This is a genomic window from Pseudomonas sp. P39-UII1 (genome assembly GCF_039672635.1).
Taxonomy (GTDB): domain Bacteria; phylum Pseudomonadota; class Gammaproteobacteria; order Pseudomonadales; family Pseudomonadaceae; genus Aquipseudomonas.
On record NZ_JBDFPP010000001.1, the window covers coordinates 133,202 to 152,721 of the forward strand.

The following is a 19,520-nucleotide window of genomic DNA, read 5'->3' on the forward strand; positions in this document are numbered from 1 at the left end:
CAAGCCCGCTCCTACAGGGACCGCGTGATACCTGTAGGAGCGGGCTTGCCCGCGAAGACGTCGACGCGGACCAACGTCAGGCGTTACCAGACAACTTCAGCCGAGCCGCCTGGGTAAAGTCCAGCATCCGGTTCAAAGGCTTGATCGCCTTCGGCACCAGCGCCGGGTCGACAAAGATTTCATTGGTGCCTTTACGCAGGCAATCCAGCACCCGCTCCAGGGTGTTCATCGCCATCCATGGGCAGTGCGCACAGCTGCGGCACGCCGCGCCGTTGCCGGCGGTCGGGGCTTCGACGAATTCCTTGTCCGGGCACAGCTGCTGCATCTTGTAGAAGATGCCGCGGTCGGTGGCAACGATGAAGGTCTTGTTCGGCAGCGTCTGCGCGGCTTTGATCAGCTGGCTGGTGGAGCCCACCGCATCGGCCAGGTCGATCACCGACTCCGGGGATTCGGGGTGGACCAGGATGGCGGCATCCGGGTACAGCGCTTTCATGTCGGCCAACTGGCGCGACTTGAACTCTTCGTGGACGATGCAGGCACCGTCCCACAGCAGCATGTCGGCACCGGTCTGCTTCTGGATATAACGGCCCAGGTGCTGGTCCGGGCCCCAGATGATGGTCTCGCCGTTGTCCATCAGGCTTTCGACGATCTCCAGCGCGCAGCTGGAGGTCACCACCCAGTCGGCACGGGCTTTTACCGCCGCTGAGGTGTTGGCATAGACCACGACGGTGCGCTCGGGGTGTTGGTCGCAGAAGGCCGAGAACTCTTCGACCGGGCAACCCAGGTCAAGCGAGCAGGTAGCCTCCAGCGTCGGCATCAGCACGCGCTTTTCGGGGGTGAGGATCTTGGCGGTTTCGCCCATGAAGCGCACACCGGCGACGATTACCGTCTCGGCGGGGTGGTTCTTGCCGAAGCGGGCCATTTCCAGCGAGTCGGACACGCAGCCGCCGGTCTCTTCGGCCAGCGCCTGGATAACCGGGTCACAGTAGTAGTGGGCAACCAGCACGGCGTTCTGCGCCTTCAGCTCGGCAGCGATGGCCGCACGGTATTCGGCCTCCTGCTCGGCTGTCAGCGGGTTGGGCTGCTTGGCGTCGAGGTGGGCCTGTACCAACAGGCGTTCGGAAATCTGGGTCATGATCGCTGGACCTGCAGGCGCGCGTGCGCATCAAATCGAGTGTATCACCCGGCCCTGGCAGATCGGCTAAGGGTGCCGGACGGCAGGCATGCCGCCACGACCCTCTGCGGGCGCGGATTATTATCGGACGCCGAAGGCTACAGACAATCAAGGGATTTCTAAAGCGGTTTTTATGTGGCCTGTACCGGCCTCATCGCCGGCAAGCCGGCTCCCACAGGTGCTACACCATTCTCAAGGGCAGTGTTGTACCTGCAGGAGCCGGCTTGCCGGCGATGAGGCCGGTACAGGCTCGATCAATCAGCCCTGCGGCTGCATCGCAGCAAAGTGCGCAGCCAGGATCATGGCGAACTCCTCGACGGTCATCTTCTTGCCGTTGAAGTCGACCATGCCATCGGCATAGTGCAGGCTCGACACCACATCATCACCCTGCACCGTGGCCATGCCGCTCTGCAGCGCCATCATGCCGACCATCTCACCGGCCTGGCTGGACTGCATGGCAATCGCCTGGGCATCGCTCTGGCCTTCCAGCAGGGCCTGCAAGGTCGCCAGGTCACCGATCATCGGTTTGGACAACGACAGCTTGCTCTTCACCTGGGTAATCAGCTGCTTGCTCAGCTGGTCTGGCGGCAGGTCGAAGGACGTCGGGCTGGCAAAGTCCATCGACAGGTTGAAGCGGCTCTCGCCATTGGCCGTCTTGAACGACAGGTTCTCCACCGCCACCTGCGGCTTGGACGCCAGCAGTTGCTTCAGGTCGCCCTGGAACTTGGCCTTCTCCGCTTCACCCATCCGGATTTCCGGCAACGGCTGGCCGGCAGCGGCGGCTTGCTGGAACTCCGGCATATGCGCCTGGTACCACTGCGACAGCGATTGCAGGGCCGGGGCGTTGATCGACTTGATGCTCACCGCCATCTGCCCGCTGCCTACCGCGCGGCCATCCCAGGTGATATCCGCCACCTTGTAATCCACGCGCCCGCCCACGGTGTCGGGGCCGTCCAGCGCTTGCAGCGCGTTTTGCTCCAGGCCCTTGAGCAGCAGCACCTGCTGCTTGGGCCCGAGCGTGACCTTGGCTTCGGCCAAGTGCAGATCCACATTACCGACATAGATCGCGTCGTGCTGGGTGGATGCCAGGTTGCCGCCGACTTCCAGGCCCTTCAACTCGAATGTGGCCGGGGGGTGATCGTCGCCCACCAGCTTCATCTCGAAGCGGTCGGCAGTACCCTGGAACTTCGACGCCTTGCCTTCGTTGTCGCCGCTTATCGCCAGGCGCATACCCGAGAAATCAAGGGTGCTGCCGTTGTCCTCGGTCAGCTTGACCGGCGCAACCAGGATATTGCCATCGACATTGCCGCCAAAGCCCAGGCTGGTCTGCGAGGTAATCGGGGCCTTGTCGCCCGCTGCGGCGAACCACGGCGCGGTGAAGTCGTCCTTGTCCAGCGCACTGTTACTGGCCGCCAGCACCGGCATCAGCTTGAACGCCTTGACCCGCGACCAGGGGAATGGGCCGTGCTCGATCTGGTCGGTGACGCCCACCTCGAAGTTGACCGTCTGGCCATCGGACAAGTGGATGTCGCTGGCTTTGAGGCGGTAGTGCGCAGTGCTGCTGAAGAAATGCTGCTCCAGCGAGGCCACTTCGATGGTCATGTTGCCCCCCACACCGACCAGGGCCTTCTTCAGCTGGGCATTGGCACGGCCGACGGATTGCTCCAGCTGCGCAGGCAGTTGCTTGCCGGTGTACCAGGCGCCAGCGGTGGTAACGACGGCGATGGCGATGGCCAGGCCGGAGAGGATGCCTACTGATTTCTTCATGAATTGAACCGATTGATGTCCATATGGGAGGGTGGGCAGCCAGCCGGCCGCGCGGGTGCAAAATAGTATCACCCCCGCCTTGGCCAAGTGCTCGCCACCGAGGCGAATCCGCATATTTAGGAAGCATCCGACACGCAACGACGAAACGCCCTTTTCGTAAAATTTTACGAACATTCGCATCGATCGAAACCGCAAAAAACCGCGCATAAAGCGAACAAAACGGCCTTTAAATCGATAAATATTTCAATTTAGTAACATCTTGTCATGTTTAACTTGACACCCACCTACCCATCGTTTTTTATTTTCACCACCTTGCCCAGCGCCACTCCACGAAGAAGAACAGACGCGCCGACATGATGCCTCACCGCCCCTGCCCGCACGCTCCACCTTCCTAGCCCAGGCTCTGCCAGCTCGACAGCGGCGCATCGCCTGCGCCTATCTCTGCTCCAACAATAAAATACAGGTGAACACATGGAGCCCACCCGCTCGCCCTCGTCGCATGCGCATACCCCCTCGCCCGCCGTTCACGCTCAGCAGGAGCCATGCCAGCATGCAGCCTGATCACAGCGCCACCGGCAACGGCCAACTCCGTAAAACCCTGCGCCTATGGCACGTGATCATCATCGGCCTCGCCTACCTGACGCCGATGACCGTGTTCGACACCTTCGGCATCGTTTCCGGGATTACCGCAGGCCACGTGCCCAGCGCGTACCTGCTGGCGCTGGCCGGCATCCTGTTCACTGCAGTGAGCTATGGCACCCTGGTGCGCCGCTTTCCGCAATCCGGCTCGGCCTACACCTACACCCAACGCGCGATCAACCCGCATGTGGGCTTCCTGGTCGGCTGGTCGTCGCTGCTCGATTACCTGCTGCTGCCGATGGTCAATGCCCTGCTGGCAAAACTGTACCTGTCGGCGATGTTCCCCGAAGTGCCGGCGTGGATCTGGGTAGCCGCCTTCGTCACGCTGATCAGCCTGATCAACATGCGCAGCGTCAACCTGGTCGCGCACTTCAACTTGCTGTTCGTGGCGGTGCAGGTGGCGATCATCGCCGTGTTCATCTACCTGTGCGTGCGCGGCCTGGACCATGGTGAAGGCCTGGGCACGGCGTGGAGCCTGCAACCGTTCGGCGACGGCCAGACCCAACTGAGCGCTCTGGCCGCCGGTGCGACCATCCTGTGCTTCTCGTTCCTGGGCTTCGACGCGGTCACCTGCCTGTCGGAAGAAACCCGCGACCCGAGCAAGACCATCCCACGGGCGATCTTCCTCACTGCACTGATCGGCGGCCTGGTGTTCATCACCGTGTCGTACTTCATCCAGGCTTACTTCCCGACCATGTCGCGCTTCCACGACCAGGAAGCCGCCCTGCCGGAAATCGCCCTGTATGTGGGCGGCAAGCTGTTCCAGTCGGTCTTCATTGCCTGCACCGTGATCAACACCATCGCGTCGGGCCTGGCCTCGCAGACCAGCGTCTCGCGCCTGCTGTACGTGATGGGCCGCGACAAGGTAATCCCGGCCGGCATCTTTGCCCGCCTGCACCCGCGTTACAAAACCCCGGTGATGAACATTGCGGTCGTCGGGCTGATTTCGCTGTCGGCGATCTTCTTCGACCTGGTCACCGCCACCTCGATCATCAACTTCGGTGCACTGGTGGCGTTCAGCTTCGTCAACTTGTCGGTGATCAACCATTGCTACCTGCGTGAAGGCAATCGCCGGGGCCTGATGAACAAGCTGAAGTACCTGGTGCTGCCGACCATCGGCTTTTGCATCATCGTCTCGCTGTGGCTTGACCTGAACGAGCATTCACTGATGTTCGGTGGTATCTGGGCGGCGCTGGGCCTGGCGTACCTGGCCTGGCTGACCAAAGCCTTCACCGCCGCGCCACCGAAGTATGTCGCTGAATGACCGCCTCAGAATGACCCTTGCTGCCGACAACGCCCGCGCCTGAACGCGGGCGTTGTTCATGATCGAAAAGGAAAAGCCCACATGCCGCTGCGTCGCCTCTCCATCCAGTGGAAGATCACCCTGCTCGCCGGCCTCTGCCTGCTGGCCATCGTCGCCCTGCTGGTGGCCACCTCGCTGGCCCAGGCGCAGCGCAGTGCGGCCCTGGTCAGCCAGGCCAACAGCGAAATGCTCGAACACAGCGCGCGCCTGCGCCTGCAGGCCCATGCCGAAACCCAGGCACTGCGTATCCAGCGCTACTTCATGGACGCCTACCAGTACGCCAACGGTTTTGCCCGCCTGGTGCAAGTGCTCAAGGCGCACGGCGGCAACGACCTGCGTGCCGAACTGACCCGCCAGGCCCGCGCCAGCCTGGCCGGCAACCCGGATGTGATCGGCCTGTACCTGGTGTTTCAGCACAACGCGCTGGACCAGCAGGACAGCCAGTTCGTCGCCCAGCAAGCCCTGGGCAGCAACGACAGCGGGCGCTTCTCGCTGTACTGGTCGCAACCCTCCCCAGGCACCCTGGAGCGCGAGGCGATGCCTGAGTCGATGCTCGCCGACAGCACAGTTGGCGCCAACGGTGCGGCACAGAACCGCTGGCTGACCTGCCCGCAGGAAACCGCCAAGGCCTGCGTGCTGGAGCCGTACCTCGACGAGGTCAATGGCCGCCAGGTACTGATGACCAGCATCGCCCTGCCCCTGCTGGAAAACGGCAAGGTGGTGGGCGTGGTCGGCCTGGATATCGGCCTGGACAACCTGCAGCAACTGAGCCTGGAGGGGCGTCAGGAACTGTTCGACGGCCAGGGCGAGGTCAGCATCGTCAGCAACAGCGGCCTGCTCGCCGGGCACAGCCGCGATGCCAGCAAGCTGGCCAGGCCACTGGCCAACGACGTGGCGCAGGGCCTGCTGCGTGTCGGCCGCCCGTTCGCGCCAATCCCCGGCGCGGCGCCCTGGCAGGTGCTGCTGGAGCTGCCGGAGGCCGTGCTGCAAGCGCCGGCCGCGGCCCTGAACCAGCGCCTCGACGAACACAACCAGGGCGCCAACCTGACCAGCCTGCTGATCGGCCTGGGCGCTGCCGTGGTTGGCCTGCTGCTGGTCTGGCTGACCGCGCGCGGGGTAACCCGGCCGATCCTGGCCGTGGCCGCACGCCTTGAAGACATCGCCAGCGGCGAAGGTGACCTGACCCGCCGCCTGGACTACGCGCGTCAGGACGAACTGGGCCAGCTGAGCGGTTGGTTCAACCGCTTCCTCGACAAGCTGCAACCGGTGATCGCCCAGGTCAAAGGTTCGCTGCATGAAGCCCGCGGCACCGCCGACCAGTCTGCAGCCATTGCCAGCCAGACCAGCAACGGCATGCAGCAGCAACAGCGTGAGATCGAACAGGTTGCCACGGCCGCCAACGAGATGAGCGCTACCGCCCAGGATGTCGCCCATAACGCGGCGCAAGCGGCCCAGGCCGCACGGGGCGCCGACCAGGCCAGCCGTGAGGGCCTGCAGTTGATCGCCAGTACCCGCCAGGCCATCGACAACCTGGCGGTGGGGATGAATGCCGCCATGGACGAAGCCCGCGCCCTGGAAAACCGCAGCGAGCAGATCGGTTCGGTGCTCGAGGTCATCCGTGCGATTGCCGAGCAGACCAACTTGCTGGCACTCAATGCCGCCATCGAAGCCGCCCGCGCAGGTGAAGCCGGGCGTGGTTTTGCCGTGGTCGCCGATGAGGTACGCAGCCTGGCGCAGCGCACCCAGGTGTCGGTGGAAGAGATTCGCCAGGTGATCGAAGGCCTGCAGCAAGGCACCCAGGATGTGGTGGGTGCGATGCATGAAGGCCAGCGCCAGGCACAGGCCAGCGCAACACGCATGGAGCAGGCGCTGCCGGCGCTGCAGCGGATCGCAGAAGCGGTGGCGGTGATCAGCGACATGAACCTGCAGATCGCTTCGGCGGCCGAAGAGCAGAGCGCGGTGGCTGAAGAAGTGAACCGTAACGTGGCTGGCATTCGTGATGTGACAGAATCGCTGTCGGGCCAGGCGGATGAGTCGGCGCGGATCAGCCAGGCGCTGAACCGGCTGGCCAACCAGCAGCAAGCATTGATGGAGCAGTTTCGCGTCTAGGCTGCACTGGCCCTATCGCCGGCAAGCCGGCTCTCATAGAACAAACGCTAACTTACTGATTTGCCGCTCCTACAGGGTATGCGGCGCGCTCGCGGGCTTTGTTCTCTGCGCGACAGCGCAGCCCGGAGGGCTGGGTAATCTCCCGCAGGAAACCACAGCCTTCAAGGCCGGCGTTGTACCTGTGGGAGCCGGCTTGCCGACGATAGGGCCAGTACAGTCACCCCACCTTTAGAAAGAGTTTTACCCATGGATAGACCAAACAAATCACCCTTCTTCGACATCACCAGCGAACAGGGCCTGCTACGCACCTCGATTGCCGTCACCCTGTTCATCGCCACCATCGGCATCGCCTTCGGCCTGGCCTCCGGTTCGTTCTCGATCATCTTCGACGGCGTCTACTCGCTGGTCGATGCCAGCATGAGCGGCCTGTCGCTGGTGGTGGTCAAGCTGATCACCTCGCACGCCACCAGCCTGCAACTGTCGCGCAAGCTGCGCGAGCGCTTCACCATGGGCTTCTGGCACCTCGAGCCGATGGTGCTCGCGCTCAACGGCATCCTGCTCAGCGGCGTTGCCCTCTACGCCCTGATCAACGCCATCAGCAGCGTGCTCGAAGGCGGCCGCCACCTGGAGTTCGGGATTGCCATGGTGTACGCGGTACTGACCGTGATCGCCTGCGCGACCATCGCCGTGGTCGAGGCCCGCGCCAACCGCAAGCTGAACTCGGACTTCGTGCGCATGGACGTCAAGGGCTGGGTGATGTCGGCCAGCATCACCGCGGCCTTGCTGATCGCCTTCTGCTTCGGCTTTGCCGTGCAGGGTACGCAGTGGGAATGGGTGTCGCCGTACATCGACCCGGCGGTGCTGGCGCTGGTGTGCCTGGTGATCATTCCGCTGCCGCTGTCGGTGGTGCGCCAGGCCATGTCGGAAATCTTCCTGGTGACCCCCAACGACCTCAAGCAGCACGTCGATAACGTCGCCCAGCAGTTCGTCCTCAAGCACGGCCTGCAGTCGTACAAGGCCTACGTGGCCAAGGTTGGGCGCTCGCGGGAGATCGAGCTGTACTTCATCGTGCCGACCGACATGCCCGCGCGGTCCATCGCGCACTGGGACGCCCTGCGCGACGAGATTGGCGATGCGGTCGGCGGCGAGGGCCCGGACCGCTGGATCACCGTGGTCTTCACCGGCGACCCGGCCTGGGCGCAGTGACCTACCGGCCCAGCTCGCCCAGGTCGGCGGCCAGCTGCAGCCGGGCGGTGTACCAGTCCACCACCGACCCGACCCGCCGCTGCTGCGCGGCGGCCAGGTCGTTCTGGGCATTGAGCAGCTCGATGATGCTGCCGACGCCAGCCTTGTAGCGCCCCAACGCCACCCGGTGCGACTGGCTGGCACTGGCGACCAGGCGCCGGCTGATGGACAACGCCTGGGTCCGCGCCGCCAGGGCCTGACGGCTGCGCCAGACACTCAGGGCAATGGTCCGCTCGGCGGTGCGCACGTCCTGTTCACGCGCCCCGGCCTCCTCCTCGGCGGCACGCGCTCGGCGCCGGGAGAGAAAGCCGTCGAATATCGGTACGCTGACCTGCACACCGACCGTCCAGGTTTCGATCTGTTGGCGTGAAGCCACCTGGTCGACCGGTGTGTCGTCATGCCGGTAATTGCTGTACAGCGATACCGTCGGGCGCCCCTGGGCCCGCTCCGCCTCTGCCCTGGCCAGGCTGGATGACCACTGGGCACGCGCTGTTTCAACGGACGGATGGTTTTGCCGCGCCTGCTCCATCAGTGCATCCACGCTCTGCATAAAGCGTTGCTCCTCGCCGTTCGGTTCATCCAGCGCCTCCAGCCGCAGCCGCGCCGATGGCGAGAGGTTGACCGCGCTCGCCAGCGCGCCCTCGGCAGTGGCCAGGTCGCCTTCGGCCAGCACCCGTTCAAGCTGGGCCTGCTCGTAGGTGGTCTGCGCCTGCAGGCGGTCGGCCTGCTCGCCTGCGCCCGCCTGGTGCTTGGCCGTGGTGACCCGCAGGCTGTCTGCCGCCAAGGCTTCGATGCTCTGCCGCGCCTGCAGCAACGCGCGGTTGGCCTGCACCTGGTAGAACGCCTTGCTGGTATTGAGCACCACCGCCTGGATCTTCTCCACCCGGCTGCTGCTGGCTGCGTTCAACAGTTGCCGGGCGCTTTCCACCCTCGCCTCGCGCAAGCCGAAGTCATACAGCACCCAGTTGAGGCTCAGGCCGTAGCCGCTGGTACGGGCATTCAGGCTGGAGTCTGCCTCGGGAAAACCGTCGTAGCGCGTCTTGCGGTTGGCCCTGCCGCTGCTGGCCACGCCTTGCAAAGTGGGCCAGTACGCCGAGCGCTCGGCATCCATGCTGGCCTGGCTGCTCAATTGCGTGCGCCAGGCTGCCGCGACCTCAGGGTCGGCGCACAGCGCCATGGCCACGGCCCGCGCCAGTGCCAGCGCTTCATCAGGGCGCAATGGGCCGGGGCAGGCCTGAAGTGGCTGCTCGGCCACGCAGTGCATGCTCAGCAGGGCAAGCCCGGCTGCCAGCGCCCATCGCCTGATCATGGCGCGGCGCCCGGCTCACGGCTGTCACTCGTCACCCGGCCATCGGCCAATACCAGCACGCGCTGCGCCGAACGTATGGTGTCCGGCCGATGGGCAACGATCACCCGGGTGATGTTCAACGCCTGCAGCGCATGGTTGACCGCAGCTTCGCGCTGGATGTCCAGGTGGCTGGTCGCCTCGTCGAGAAACAACAGCCGCGGCCGCCGGTACAGCGCACGGGCCAGCAGGATGCGCTGCTTCTGCCCACCCGACAGCACCGTGCCCATGTCGCCGACCAGGGTGTTGTAACCCATGGGCATGCGCGCGACATCGTCATGCACCGCTGCCATGCGGGCGCACTGCTCGACCCAGGCCTGGTCGGCATCGTTGGCGAAAAAGCTGATGTTGTCGCCGATCGAACCTGCAAACAGCACATCGTCCTGCAACACCGTGGCACTGATACGCCGCAGCCGGTCGACGGTCGACGCATCGATCGGCTCGCCGTCCAGCAGCACCTGCCCGTCGACAGGGGGCAAAATGCCAAGCATCACATTGAGCAACGTGGTCTTGCCGCAGCCTGAAGGCCCGACGATGGCCACCGACTCGCCCGGCTCGATCACCAGGGACACCCCGTCGAGTACCCAGGGCTCGTGATCGGAATAGCGGAACCTGAGCTGGCGCACTTCCAGGCGCGGCACCCGGTCCGTGACAGGCACCAATGCCGGCGCCGATTGTGGCTCTGCTGTTTCCAGCACGATATCCGCCAGCCGCTCGCCATGCAGGCGCAGCATGATCACATCCACCAGCTTGTCGATAAGGCCGGCGACGCGGCTGTTGAACTGGTCCTTGTAGGCATTGAAGGCGATCAGCATGCCAGCACTGAACACGCCGTCGATCACCTGCCTGGCACCGAGCCAGAGCACCAGCAGCGTGACGCTGCCGAACAGCAGGCCATTGAAGGTGCGGTACAGCAACTGCAGCTTCTGCGGCTGCAGGCCGGCATTGATTTCGTCCACCAGCAAGCCGCTCCAGGCAGTGGCACGTTGCTCCTGGTGGGCGAACAGCTTGAGCGTACGCACGCCACGCATCGTCTCGAGGAAGTAACTTTGCTGCTTGGCGGCGCGCACCAGTTCGTCTTCGCTGGCCCGCCGCAACGGCCCGAACCAGGCCCAGCGCGCCAGCGCATAAAGCACCATGGCGGTAACCGCGATCATCGCCAGCGGCGGGCTGTAGACGAACATCAACACCAGCGTTACCACAGTCATCAGCCCATCGAGCAACGCTTCGATGAATGAGGTGGTCAGTGTGCGCTGGATGGCCTTGAGCGAGCCGAAACGCGAAATGATGTCGCCCAGGTGCCGCCGTTCGAAGTACGCCACCGGCAGGCGCACCAGGTGGTTGAAGACATTGATCTGCCACTGGCTGCCGAGTAGCGTGCCGAGGTACATGAGCGCCCAGGAGCGGCCCAGCGACAACACCTGCTGGGCAACCAGCAGCAGGCCGAAGCCCAGCGCCAGCACCGCCAGCAGGTCGAGGTCGGCGCTGACCAGTACCTTGTCGATGACTGTTTGCAGAAAGAACGGCGCAAGGATCATGCACAGCTCCAGCGCCATGCCCAGCAACAGCACGTGCCCGAGCACCCCGCCAAAGCCCTGGACCTTACCCAGCAGCCGGCGCAGGGAAACCTGGCTTTTCACTTCGCCTGGCTGAAAGTCACTGTGTGGCCAAAGCTCCAGGGCAATACCGGTAAACGACGCCGACACCTCGGCAAGGCTCAGCTTGCGTATGCCCCGGGCCGGGTCGTGCAGCACCACGCCGCGTGGGCCGACCTCCTTGAGCACGACGAAGTGGTTGAACTCCCAATGCAGGATGCAGGGCAACCGTAGCTGCGCCAGCGCCTCCAGCTCCAGGCGCAGCGGCCGCGTGGCCAGGCCCAGCTGGCCAGCCATGGCCATCAGTTGCTTGAGCGTTGCGCCCTTCATTGACGGCGACAGCTTGTGCCGCAGGGAATGCATGTCATGCACCTGGCCATGGTAAGCGGCGATCATCGCCAGGCAGGCCTGGCCGCACTCTGCGGCCTCGACCTGAAGCATCACAGGCAGCTTGCGGCCCATGCCGAAGCTCAGGGACTGGGAGATGGTCACAGGCGTTTTCCTATGCCGCGCAAGGGTTCGAGCAGCCATTCGTAGAGCGGCAGGTTTTCCAGCATGATGTCGGCGTCCAGCTGCATGCCAGAGCGCAACCGCTCTTCCCTGCCCCTGGCAAACAGGCTTTGCCGGTCGAGTGCGACCTTGACCCGATACAACGGCCCTTGCTCGCGCAAGGCATCGGTGGCGGCGCCCACGGTCATGATCTCGTCGGCCGGCAACGCACTGCGCGACACCGAGGCAACGGTGCCGCGGGCGAGGCCGAAGTGCTGGTAGGGGTAGGCCTGGTAACGCAGCAACACTTCATGCCCCGGGCGCACGAAGCCCGCCGAACGGCTTGGTACGTACAGCTCGGCATAGAGCGGGCTGTCTTGCGGCACCAGGCTGAACAGCGGGCGGCTGACATCGGCGCGTGAACCATTGACCACGCCCATGGCCGTCACCTCACCGGCAGCTGGCGCGGTAATCACCACCTGGCGCTTGACCTCGCTCTCGAGCAGGTTGCTTTCGCTGTCGATCAACCGGCGCTCGAGGTCGGCCAGCTGTTTGGTCTGGTTGTAGGGAAGCTCGGCGAGTTCGGCGCGCACTGCAGCGCTGTCGTTGCGCAGTGCCAGCAGTGAGCGGTGCAGCTCCTCGGCGCGCAGGCGCACTTCCAGCACGGCGTCCTGCTTGGCCTGCAGCAGGTCACGCGAGACAAAGTCCTGACGTTGCAATTCGGCATACCGTTCGGCGATGCCTTGCGCCAACGCCAGGCGCTGGCGCGTCAGCGCGATCTGCGCGGTAACCTTTTCCTGCTCGCCCTGCAGCATGCTCAGGCGGCGCTGCTTGCCCTCACGCTCCTGCTGGTGGAGCACGCGGGTCTCGGCTATCTCGTCAGCCAGGCTGCTGTTGCGCCGCGCGATCAGGCGGCTGATGGCAACCTGGTTGGCGCCAGCGTCGCCGCTTTGGGTATCGCTGACCAGCGTCAGCAAGGTCGCCCCAGCCTGGACGTGCTGGCCATCACTGACCAGCAAACCCTGCACCACCCCGACCTGGGGTGCGAACACCTTGATCAGGCCGCCCTCGGGCACCAGCACCCCAGTCACGGCTTCGCGCCGGGTATAACTGGCAAACGTCAGGAACAGCACCAGCACCACACAAAACAGCAGCGCGCAGGCACTGGCCACCCGCAACGATGGCGGCGATATCAAAATGACGCTGCCCAGGTCCTTCTGCGCCCCTGATTGCAGTGCTTCCTTTCGAAATAGCATTCCCTGGCCTACGGTGCTGGCAGATGCGAAGTGGCCTCGCTGCAGATCCGGCTGCGAGGCACCGCCAGCCTAAACAAGCTGGCCTGCGCTAACACTAGTACAGATGTGCTAGCCGAGCTGCGCACCCGCAGTGGCACCTGGACATTAGGCCACCCGTTCTATTGCCCCTTTGTACTGTCCGTCCACATGATTCCCCGAGCCCATTGCCTGGGCTACCCATGACGGAACAACAAAACTGGAACGAGGACGCAATCATGAACACCGCATCAAGTGCGCTGCGCGCGTTGAATGATCAGGAACTGGATCAAGTCAGTGGCGGCCTGTCAGCCTTTGGCTATTTCGTGGACGTCGACCTGGTCAATTATGGCGACGGCGAAAAGGTCCATGTGAGCTGGGGCGAGGAAGGGGGCTCCTACAACTATGTCGAAGTCAACGTCGGCTGCTGATCGGCCAATGGCTGATTACCGAGAGGGCACAAGGCATGAACTGCACGACGCATACAATCCGAACGCTTGGCGAAGAGGAACTGCAACAGGTCAGCGGTGGGGCTTCACTGTTTGGCTACTTCGTTGAAGTCGACACGGTCAACTATGGCAATGGCGACAGCCTGGTGGTGAGCTGGGGGAAAGAGGGCGAATCCTGGGACTACGCCGAATTTGAATTGGGAACCAACAAACCGGAGTGATCCAGGCCGCACGTTCTGCCAACCCAGAACGACAAAGCCCGCCACCGTTTCCGGTAGCGGGCTTTGACTTGTTGCGTATGGTGGGTCGTGTAGGATTCGAACCTACGACCAATTGGTTAAAAGCCAACTGCTCTACCAACTGAGCTAACGACCCGTTGGATGGCGCGTATAATACTGATTTCTAACGAGAAATCAACACCCCATCAAAACTTTTTTGAAAAATACCGCGTCGGGTCGTCTACGCCAGCGGCCTTGAAGCCGTCAGCGCGCAAGCGGCAGCTGTCACACTTGCCACAGGCGCGGCCTTGATCATCGGCCTGGTAGCATGAAACGGTCAGGCTGTAGTCCACGCCACGGGCCAGCCCGGCTTGCACGATCTGCGCCTTGCTCAGGTTCTGCAAGGGTGCCTGGATACGGAAGCCCTGCCCCTCGACACCGGCCTTGGTCGCAAGGTTTGCCATGCGCTCGAACGCCTCGACGAACTCCGGGCGGCAATCCGGGTAGCCGGAATAGTCGACGGCATTGACCCCGATGAAGATGTCACGTGCTTCCAGCACTTCTGCCCAGCCCAGGGCCAGGGACAGGAATACCGTGTTGCGTGCCGGCACGTAGGTTACCGGGATGCCCTCACCTGGGGTTTCCGGCACATCGATGCTGCTGTCGGTCAGGGCCGAGCCGCCGATACCATCGAGGTTCAGGCCGATCACCTTGTGCTCGACCACGCCCAGGTCGCGGGCGACGCGTGCGGCGGCGTCCAGCTCGGCACGGTGGCGCTGGCCATAGTCGAAGCTCATGGTGTAGCAGCTGTAGCCTTCGGCCTTGGCCATGGCTACGACGGTGGCCGAATCGAGGCCGCCAGACAGCAGGATTACCGCGCGTTTCTCAGTCATGTGCTTTTACTCTCAATCAACGTCCGGGTTCGTCGTTCCACAGCAGCTTGTGCAACTGCAGCTGGAAACGCACGGGCAGGTTGTCGGCAACGATCCAGTCGGCCAGGTCGCTTGCGCTCACCTGCTGATGGCTTGGCGAAAACAGCACCTCACCGGCGCGCTCGGCCAGGTTGTACTGGATCAGCTTGGAGACAGCCCAGTCATAGTCCTCCCGCGAACAGATGACGAACTTGACCTGGTCATTGCGGGTCAGCTGCTCGATGTTCTCGTAGCGGTTGCGGTGGGACTCTTCGGACCCTGGGGTCTTGAGGTCGACCACACGGCTGACGCGCACATCGGTGGCCGAGATATCCAGGGCACCACTGGTTTCCAGCGAAACCTCGTAACCGGCATCGCACAGGCGCTGCAGCAGCGGCAAGGCATTGGGCTGGGCCAGTGGTTCGCCACCCGTCACGCAGACGTAGCGGGGCTTGAAGCCAGCCACCTGCTCCATGATCGAATCGAGGGTGCGGATCGTGCCGCCCGTAAAGGCATAGGCACTGTCGCAGTACTGGCAGCGCAGGGGGCAACCGGTCAGGCGCACGAATACCGTGGGCAGCCCAGCCGTTCGTGTTTCACCCTGCAAAGAGTAAAAGACTTCGGTGATGCGTAATGTGTCTTGCATGATCGCCACGGGCGAGACAGCTGAACAGGCTGTCCGCCTCCGTCAGGCACTGTCGCGGACTCGACATGGCGTTATCCGCGGCAGCGTGTTTAAGAAAAGGGCAGTGATTCTAACGAAAAAACCCGCGACTGGCGCGGGTTTCTTTCAAACGGTGCTGCTTAGAGCTTCTGCAGGTCGCGTTGCGCCAGTTGCGCGGCAGAGGTGCCGGGGTACTGGGTGATGACCTGCTGCAGGATGCCCTTGACCTTGTCGGTGTGGCCCATACGGCGCTCGACATCGGCCAGCTTGTACAGCGAATCCGGCACCTTGCTGTGTTTCGGGTACTTCTGGCTGACCTGGGCAAAGGCCTGGCTGGCGGCTGGCAGGTCGCCCTTGGCCAGGTTCACTTCACCCAGCCAGTACTGCGCGTTGCCGGCGTACTGGCTGTTTGGGTACTTGCGCAGGAAGGCGTTGAACGCCTGGCTGGCCTTGTCGAAGTCCTTCTGCTTGATCAGGTCGAAAGCCGCGTCGTAATAGAGCTTCTCTTTCGCCGGATCGCCCGGTTCGCTGTTGGCGGCCGGTTGTTGCGCAGCAGCGCCAGCGGCGCCTGCTGCTGCACCGGCGGCGGCATCGGGTGCACCACCGGTGGAGGAATTGTCGGGGGTCGCGGCAGGCGCGCCACCACTGTTGATGCGACGGTCCAGGTCCTGGTATCGCTCCAGGTTTTCCTGCTTCATGCGCGACACATCGTTTTGCAGCTCTTCGATGATGCCTTGCTGGCGGGAAAGCTGGTCCTGCATCTGTTGCAGCTGCATGAACAGCTGGCCCTGTGCTGAGGCAGGGGTCGAAGCCCCTGCCCCGGCATAGGCGCCGCTCGTGCCATAACCCGAAGGTGGATACCCACCTGCGTTGTCATCTACTACAGGAACCGCAGCCCACGCTGAAAGCGGAAGGCTGAGTGCGAGGACGGTTACAACACGACGGCACATTCGCATGGGAACTTACTTACGCAGTTCTACGCGACGGTTCTGAGCCCAGGACTGCTCGTCGTTGCCGGTGGCAACTGGACGCTCTTCGCCGTAGGAGACCAGTTCCAGCTGAGCAGGGGAAACGCCCTGCAGAACCAGGTAACGCTGAACGGCTTTGGCACGACGCTCACCCAGAGCCATGTTGTACTCGCGGGTGCCGCGCTCGTCAGTGTTGCCTTCCAGAACAACACGGTTGCCGTTGGACTTCAGGTCCTTGGCGTGAACGTCCAGAGCGCGCATGGCTTCTGGCTTCAGGTCCGAGCTGTCGTATTCGAAGTAGAAGGTGGTGATTGCGCGCAGGGCGGCTTCTTCGCTCAGGGAGCCGTCGACAGCGCCAGTGTTGGCACCGTAGCCAGCGTTCGGGTCAACAGCGCCTTCACCAGCATTGTCACCGCCCTTCGAGGAGCAACCTACAGCTACAGCCATGGCCAGAGCCAGCGCAGCAAATTTACCAAACTTCAGCATTTCCATCGTGAAACTCCTAATGAAACCCCAGTGTGTTAAGCAAAACGTATTACGCCGCAATCAGTTCAGGTAAGGGGACCAGGACGGTTCTCTGACTTCGCCTTGAGCGGTAGGAAGTGGGAGCCTCACGCGGCCATTAAGCGACACGAGCATCAAGACTCCCCGGCCCTGCTGGCGGGTGGCGTAGATTAGCATGGTGCCGTTTGGCGCAACAGTGGGAGACTCATCAAGACTTGTTTCCGTGAGAATCTTTACACTTCCGCGCTGCAAGTCCTGTGCCGCCACTTTGAAGTTGGTGAAACCCTGCTGGCGATGGATCATTACCAGGGTCTTTTCGTCCGCCGACAGTTTCGGGTTGGCGTTGTAGTTACCGACGAAAGTCACGCGCTCTGCACTACCACCGCTGACCGACTGTTTGTAGATCTGCGGCTTGCCGCCACGGTCGGAGGTGAAGTACAGGGTGTTGCCATCCTTGCCCCAGAACGGTTCGGTATTGATACCCGGGCCGGCAGTGACACGGCTGATCTGGCGCGAGGCCACGTTCATGACATAGATGTCCGGGTTGCCGTCTTTCGACAGCACGAACGCCAGGCGCGAACCGTCAGGCGACCAGGCCGGCGCACCGTTCAGGCCTTCGAAGTTGGTGACCTGCTCGCGGCGACCGGTATCGATGTGCTGAACGAAGATGCGCGGGCGCTTCTGCTCGAACGAGACATAGGCGATACGCTTGCCATCCGGCGCGAAGCGCGGCGACAGGATCGGCTCGCGCGACTGCAGCAGGGTCACTGCGCGCGCACCGTCGTAGTCCGAACGCTGCAGGGTGTAGCGGGTGTTGTTGGTCGAGAAGCGCTCGGCAGTCACGTACAGCATGCGGGTGGAGAACGCACCCTTGATGCCGGTGAGCTTCTCGAACGACTGGTCGGCAATATAGTGCGACATGTCGCGCAGCTGGTCGGCGGTGCCAGCGACGCTACCGGTCAGCACTTGCTGCTCGGTGGCGACGTTGAACAACGCGTACTGCACCTGCAGGCGGCCACCCGACGGGGTGATGCTGCCGACCATCACATACTGGGCGCCCAGGGCTTTCCAGTCACGGAAGATGACTTCGCTGGCCTGGGAAGGCTGGCTGATCATGTTCTGCCGCGGGATCGGCGAGTAGTAGCCGGAGTTGCGCAGGTCGTTACCGATGATATCGGCCATGTCTTCTGGCAGCACGCTGCCACCCTGCACACCGAACGGCACCACCGCGATGGGCGTGGCCCGATCGCTGCCGCTGGTGACCAGGATGTTCTTTTCGTCTGCCATGGCCATGCCTGCCACGCAGCACAGCATGACCAGCAGTCCTCGAAGGAGAGTAATCACAACGCTAGATCCTCAGGAGTAAATGTCATCTTGAACGAACGATACCTGTTGAAATCGCTCGGCTTCATACCCTGCATTTCGGTCAGACGACCGATGTTCTTCATTGCTGCCACCGCCGAACTGTCAAACGGGCCGTCGCCACTGGAGCGCAACACACTGACATTGGTAATGGTGCCATCCGGCAGCATGTTGACCTGCAGGACTACCGTCATGCCTTTACGCGCGGAAGGTGGACGCGCCCAGCCTTCAGCCGCGCGCATACGGATCAGGTCGTCGAAATCGCCGGCCACCTGGTCTCCTTGCTCGTCGGCCAGGGCCTGCTGCCGCTCGGTGGTGTCAGACAACAGCTCGGCCAGGGCCTGGGCTTTTTTGTCTTCCGCCGACTTGCGGGCCGCTTCCTGTGCCTTCTTCTTCTGGGCATCTGCCGCGGCCTTTTTCTTGGCCTCTTCAGCTGCCTTCTTCTTCGCATCCTCGGCCGCCGCTTTTTTCTTGGCGTCTTCGGCTGCTTTCTTCTTGGCCTCTTCGGCCGCCTTTTTCTTGGCGTCCTCGGCGGCTTGTTTCTTGGCTTCTTCGTCGGCCTGTTTCTTGGCCTCTTCCTCAGCCTTCTTCTTGGCGATGTCGGCCTGCTGCTTTTCAGCCGCCTTCTTCGCTTCGTCAGCCTTCTTGGCTTCGGCGGCTTTTTTGGCCTCGGTGGCCTTGGCAGCCTCTTCGGCTTTTTTCGCCTCGGCAGCTTCGCGGGCCTCCTCGGCCTTTTGAGCGGCGTCGGCTTTCTTTTGTTCCGCAGCCTTCACGGCTTCCTGCTCGACCTTCTTCTGCTCCAGCTGCTCGACTTCCGTCTGGCGCGAGGCGGTTTTCTTCGCTTCCCCGGCAATCTTCTGATTGGTCTGGGTAGTCGCCTGGCTCTTGGACTTGAGCTGATACAGAGTAGCCTGAACGATCGGCTTGGAAGGCGGCAATTCTGGCGTCATGGCAAAACTGACGAACAGCATTGCGAACACCAGTACATGCAGGCCGATGGCCCAGACACTGGGCCAGAAGTAGCTTTCCGAGGCGGATGGCTCTCGCTGTTGCATCAGGGCGCCTCGGTAATCAGGCCAACGTTACCGACACCGGCCTTCTGCAACCCGCCCATGGCGCCCATGACGGCGCCGTAGTCGACAGCCTTGTCGCCACGAATGAAGACCTGGGTCTGCTTGCCCTGGTCGCGACCGGCGGCAATGATCTTGGTCACCGCGTTGGTCATGTCGGGCAAGGTCATGGCCTTGTCCATCTGCTTGTCGGTGTCGACTTCGCTGCCGAGGTTCCAGTAATAGGTCTTGTCGGCCTTGATGGAGATGGTAAGGATCTGGACGTTGTTGTCCTGCGGCAAGGCTTCGCTGGAAACCTTGGGCAGGTCGACCTTCACGCCCTGGTTGAGCATGGGGGCCGTCACCATGAAGATGACCAGCAGTACCAGCATCACGTCGATGTAGGGCACCACGTTCATCTCGGCGACCGGCTTGCGTTTGTGGCGAACTCGGGCCAT

17 protein-coding genes and 1 tRNA gene are annotated in these 19,520 nt (G+C 63.0%); 5 read left to right on the plus strand and 13 right to left on the minus strand.

The features are described from left to right. Positions 1–76 precede the first annotated feature (76 nt). Positions 77–1,135 carry a quinolinate synthase NadA gene (gene nadA, locus ABEH27_RS00660; RefSeq protein ID WP_346611719.1) on the minus strand — a complete coding sequence of 353 codons (1,059 nt, stop codon included), beginning with the start codon at positions 1,133–1,135 and terminating at the stop codon, positions 77–79. Between the two features lie 297 nt (positions 1,136–1,432). Beyond that, positions 1,433–2,941, minus strand: a complete 1,509-nt coding sequence (locus ABEH27_RS00665) for a YdgA family protein (RefSeq protein ID WP_346611720.1) — start codon at positions 2,939–2,941, stop codon at positions 1,433–1,435. Between the two features lie 550 nt (positions 2,942–3,491). Between ABEH27_RS00665 and ABEH27_RS00670 the strand changes: the two genes are divergently transcribed. The 3 genes from ABEH27_RS00670 (at position 3,492) to ABEH27_RS00680 (ending at position 8,198) form a co-directional block, all read left to right on the plus strand. Continuing rightward, positions 3,492–4,844 carry an APC family permease gene (locus tag ABEH27_RS00670; protein WP_346611721.1) on the plus strand — a complete coding sequence of 451 codons (1,353 nt, stop codon included), beginning with the start codon at positions 3,492–3,494 and terminating at the stop codon, positions 4,842–4,844. 81 nt (positions 4,845–4,925) lie between these two features. Further along, positions 4,926–6,992, plus strand: a complete 2,067-nt coding sequence (locus ABEH27_RS00675) for a methyl-accepting chemotaxis protein (RefSeq protein ID WP_346611722.1) — start codon at positions 4,926–4,928, stop codon at positions 6,990–6,992. A gap of 246 nt (positions 6,993–7,238) precedes the next feature. Continuing rightward, complete coding sequence (locus ABEH27_RS00680; protein ID WP_346611723.1) at positions 7,239–8,198, plus strand: cation transporter; 960 nt, start codon at positions 7,239–7,241, stop codon at positions 8,196–8,198. A 1-nt stretch (position 8,199) separates the two neighbouring features. Here ABEH27_RS00680 and ABEH27_RS00685 read toward each other — a convergent pair whose 3' ends face one another. From ABEH27_RS00685 to ABEH27_RS00695, 3 genes are read right to left on the minus strand one after another with little or no spacing between them, the layout of a single operon-like run. Beyond that, complete coding sequence (locus tag ABEH27_RS00685) at positions 8,200–9,546, minus strand: TolC family protein (protein ID WP_346611724.1); 1,347 nt, start codon at positions 9,544–9,546, stop codon at positions 8,200–8,202. Beyond that, the gene (locus tag ABEH27_RS00690) at positions 9,543–11,669 is read right to left on the minus strand and encodes a peptidase domain-containing ABC transporter (protein WP_346611725.1); all 2,127 of its coding nucleotides are present in this window, start codon (positions 11,667–11,669) and stop codon (positions 9,543–9,545) included. Before ABEH27_RS00690 ends, ABEH27_RS00685 begins: the two co-directional genes overlap by 4 nt. Continuing rightward, positions 11,666–12,922, minus strand: a complete 1,257-nt coding sequence (locus ABEH27_RS00695; RefSeq protein ID WP_346611726.1) for an HlyD family efflux transporter periplasmic adaptor subunit — start codon at positions 12,920–12,922, stop codon at positions 11,666–11,668. Before ABEH27_RS00695 ends, ABEH27_RS00690 begins: the two co-directional genes overlap by 4 nt. A 254-nt stretch (positions 12,923–13,176) precedes the next feature. Here ABEH27_RS00695 and ABEH27_RS00700 point away from each other — a divergent pair, with 254 nt between their 5' ends. Both ABEH27_RS00700 and ABEH27_RS00705 read left to right on the plus strand, forming a co-directional pair. Further along, on the plus strand, positions 13,177–13,368 hold the full coding sequence (locus ABEH27_RS00700; protein ID WP_346611727.1) for a hypothetical protein: 192 nt from the start codon (positions 13,177–13,179) through the stop codon (positions 13,366–13,368). Between the two features lie 35 nt (positions 13,369–13,403). Beyond that, positions 13,404–13,607: a hypothetical protein gene (locus ABEH27_RS00705; protein WP_346611728.1), complete on the plus strand. Its 204-nt coding sequence runs from the start codon at positions 13,404–13,406 to the stop codon at positions 13,605–13,607. Between the two features lie 78 nt (positions 13,608–13,685). Here ABEH27_RS00705 and ABEH27_RS00710 read toward each other — a convergent pair. The 8 genes from ABEH27_RS00710 to tolR form a co-directional block, all read right to left on the minus strand. After that, positions 13,686–13,761, minus strand: a tRNA-Lys gene (locus ABEH27_RS00710). Between the two features lie 49 nt (positions 13,762–13,810). Continuing rightward, positions 13,811–14,497 carry a 7-cyano-7-deazaguanine synthase QueC gene (gene queC, locus ABEH27_RS00715; RefSeq protein WP_346611729.1) on the minus strand — a complete coding sequence of 229 codons (687 nt, stop codon included), beginning with the start codon at positions 14,495–14,497 and terminating at the stop codon, positions 13,811–13,813. A 16-nt stretch (positions 14,498–14,513) separates the two neighbouring features. After that, a complete protein-coding gene (gene queE, locus ABEH27_RS00720; RefSeq protein ID WP_346611730.1) occupies positions 14,514–15,161 on the minus strand; it encodes a 7-carboxy-7-deazaguanine synthase QueE in 648 nt (215 codons plus the stop codon). Between the two features lie 158 nt (positions 15,162–15,319). Continuing rightward, positions 15,320–16,135, minus strand: a complete 816-nt coding sequence (gene ybgF, locus ABEH27_RS00725; RefSeq protein ID WP_346611731.1) for a tol-pal system protein YbgF — start codon at positions 16,133–16,135, stop codon at positions 15,320–15,322. Positions 16,136–16,141: 6 nt separating this feature from the next. Beyond that, positions 16,142–16,639 carry a peptidoglycan-associated lipoprotein Pal gene (gene pal / locus ABEH27_RS00730; protein WP_008090230.1) on the minus strand — a complete coding sequence of 166 codons (498 nt, stop codon included), beginning with the start codon at positions 16,637–16,639 and terminating at the stop codon, positions 16,142–16,144. A gap of 54 nt (positions 16,640–16,693) precedes the next feature. Then, positions 16,694–17,995 carry a Tol-Pal system beta propeller repeat protein TolB gene (gene tolB / locus ABEH27_RS00735; protein WP_346611732.1) on the minus strand — a complete coding sequence of 434 codons (1,302 nt, stop codon included), beginning with the start codon at positions 17,993–17,995 and terminating at the stop codon, positions 16,694–16,696. After that, positions 17,992–19,068: a cell envelope integrity protein TolA gene (gene tolA / locus ABEH27_RS00740; protein ID WP_346611733.1), complete on the minus strand. Its 1,077-nt coding sequence runs from the start codon at positions 19,066–19,068 to the stop codon at positions 17,992–17,994. The genes tolB and tolA overlap by 4 nt, the downstream gene beginning before the upstream one ends. Then, on the minus strand, positions 19,068–19,520 hold the full coding sequence (gene tolR / locus ABEH27_RS00745; protein ID WP_012273765.1) for a protein TolR: 453 nt from the start codon (positions 19,518–19,520) through the stop codon (positions 19,068–19,070). Before tolR ends, tolA begins: the two co-directional genes overlap by 1 nt.

Bases quoted from the DNA above. Each gene is read 5' to 3' on its own strand.
- tolR (WP_012273765.1), bottom strand. From the start codon at position 19,520: ATGGCCCGAGTTCGCCACAAACGCAAGCCGGTCGCCGAGATGAACGTG.
- ABEH27_RS00695 (WP_346611726.1), bottom strand. From the start codon at position 12,922: ATGCTATTTCGAAAGGAAGCACTGCAATCAGGGGCGCAGAAGGACCTG.
- ABEH27_RS00705 (WP_346611728.1), top strand. From the start codon at position 13,404: ATGAACTGCACGACGCATACAATCCGAACGCTTGGCGAAGAGGAACTG.
- queE (WP_346611730.1), bottom strand. From the start codon at position 15,161: ATGCAAGACACATTACGCATCACCGAAGTCTTTTACTCTTTGCAGGGT.
- ABEH27_RS00680 (WP_346611723.1), top strand. From the start codon at position 7,239: ATGGATAGACCAAACAAATCACCCTTCTTCGACATCACCAGCGAACAG.
- ybgF (WP_346611731.1), bottom strand. From the start codon at position 16,135: ATGCGAATGTGCCGTCGTGTTGTAACCGTCCTCGCACTCAGCCTTCCG.
- queC (WP_346611729.1), bottom strand. From the start codon at position 14,497: ATGACTGAGAAACGCGCGGTAATCCTGCTGTCTGGCGGCCTCGATTCG.
- ABEH27_RS00700 (WP_346611727.1), top strand. From the start codon at position 13,177: ATGAACACCGCATCAAGTGCGCTGCGCGCGTTGAATGATCAGGAACTG.
- ABEH27_RS00685 (WP_346611724.1), bottom strand. From the start codon at position 9,546: ATGATCAGGCGATGGGCGCTGGCAGCCGGGCTTGCCCTGCTGAGCATG.
- ABEH27_RS00670 (WP_346611721.1), top strand. From the start codon at position 3,492: ATGCAGCCTGATCACAGCGCCACCGGCAACGGCCAACTCCGTAAAACC.
- nadA (WP_346611719.1), bottom strand. From the start codon at position 1,135: ATGACCCAGATTTCCGAACGCCTGTTGGTACAGGCCCACCTCGACGCC.
- tolA (WP_346611733.1), bottom strand. From the start codon at position 19,068: ATGCAACAGCGAGAGCCATCCGCCTCGGAAAGCTACTTCTGGCCCAGT.
- pal (WP_008090230.1), bottom strand. From the start codon at position 16,639: ATGGAAATGCTGAAGTTTGGTAAATTTGCTGCGCTGGCTCTGGCCATG.
- ABEH27_RS00675 (WP_346611722.1), top strand. From the start codon at position 4,926: ATGCCGCTGCGTCGCCTCTCCATCCAGTGGAAGATCACCCTGCTCGCC.
- ABEH27_RS00665 (WP_346611720.1), bottom strand. From the start codon at position 2,941: ATGAAGAAATCAGTAGGCATCCTCTCCGGCCTGGCCATCGCCATCGCC.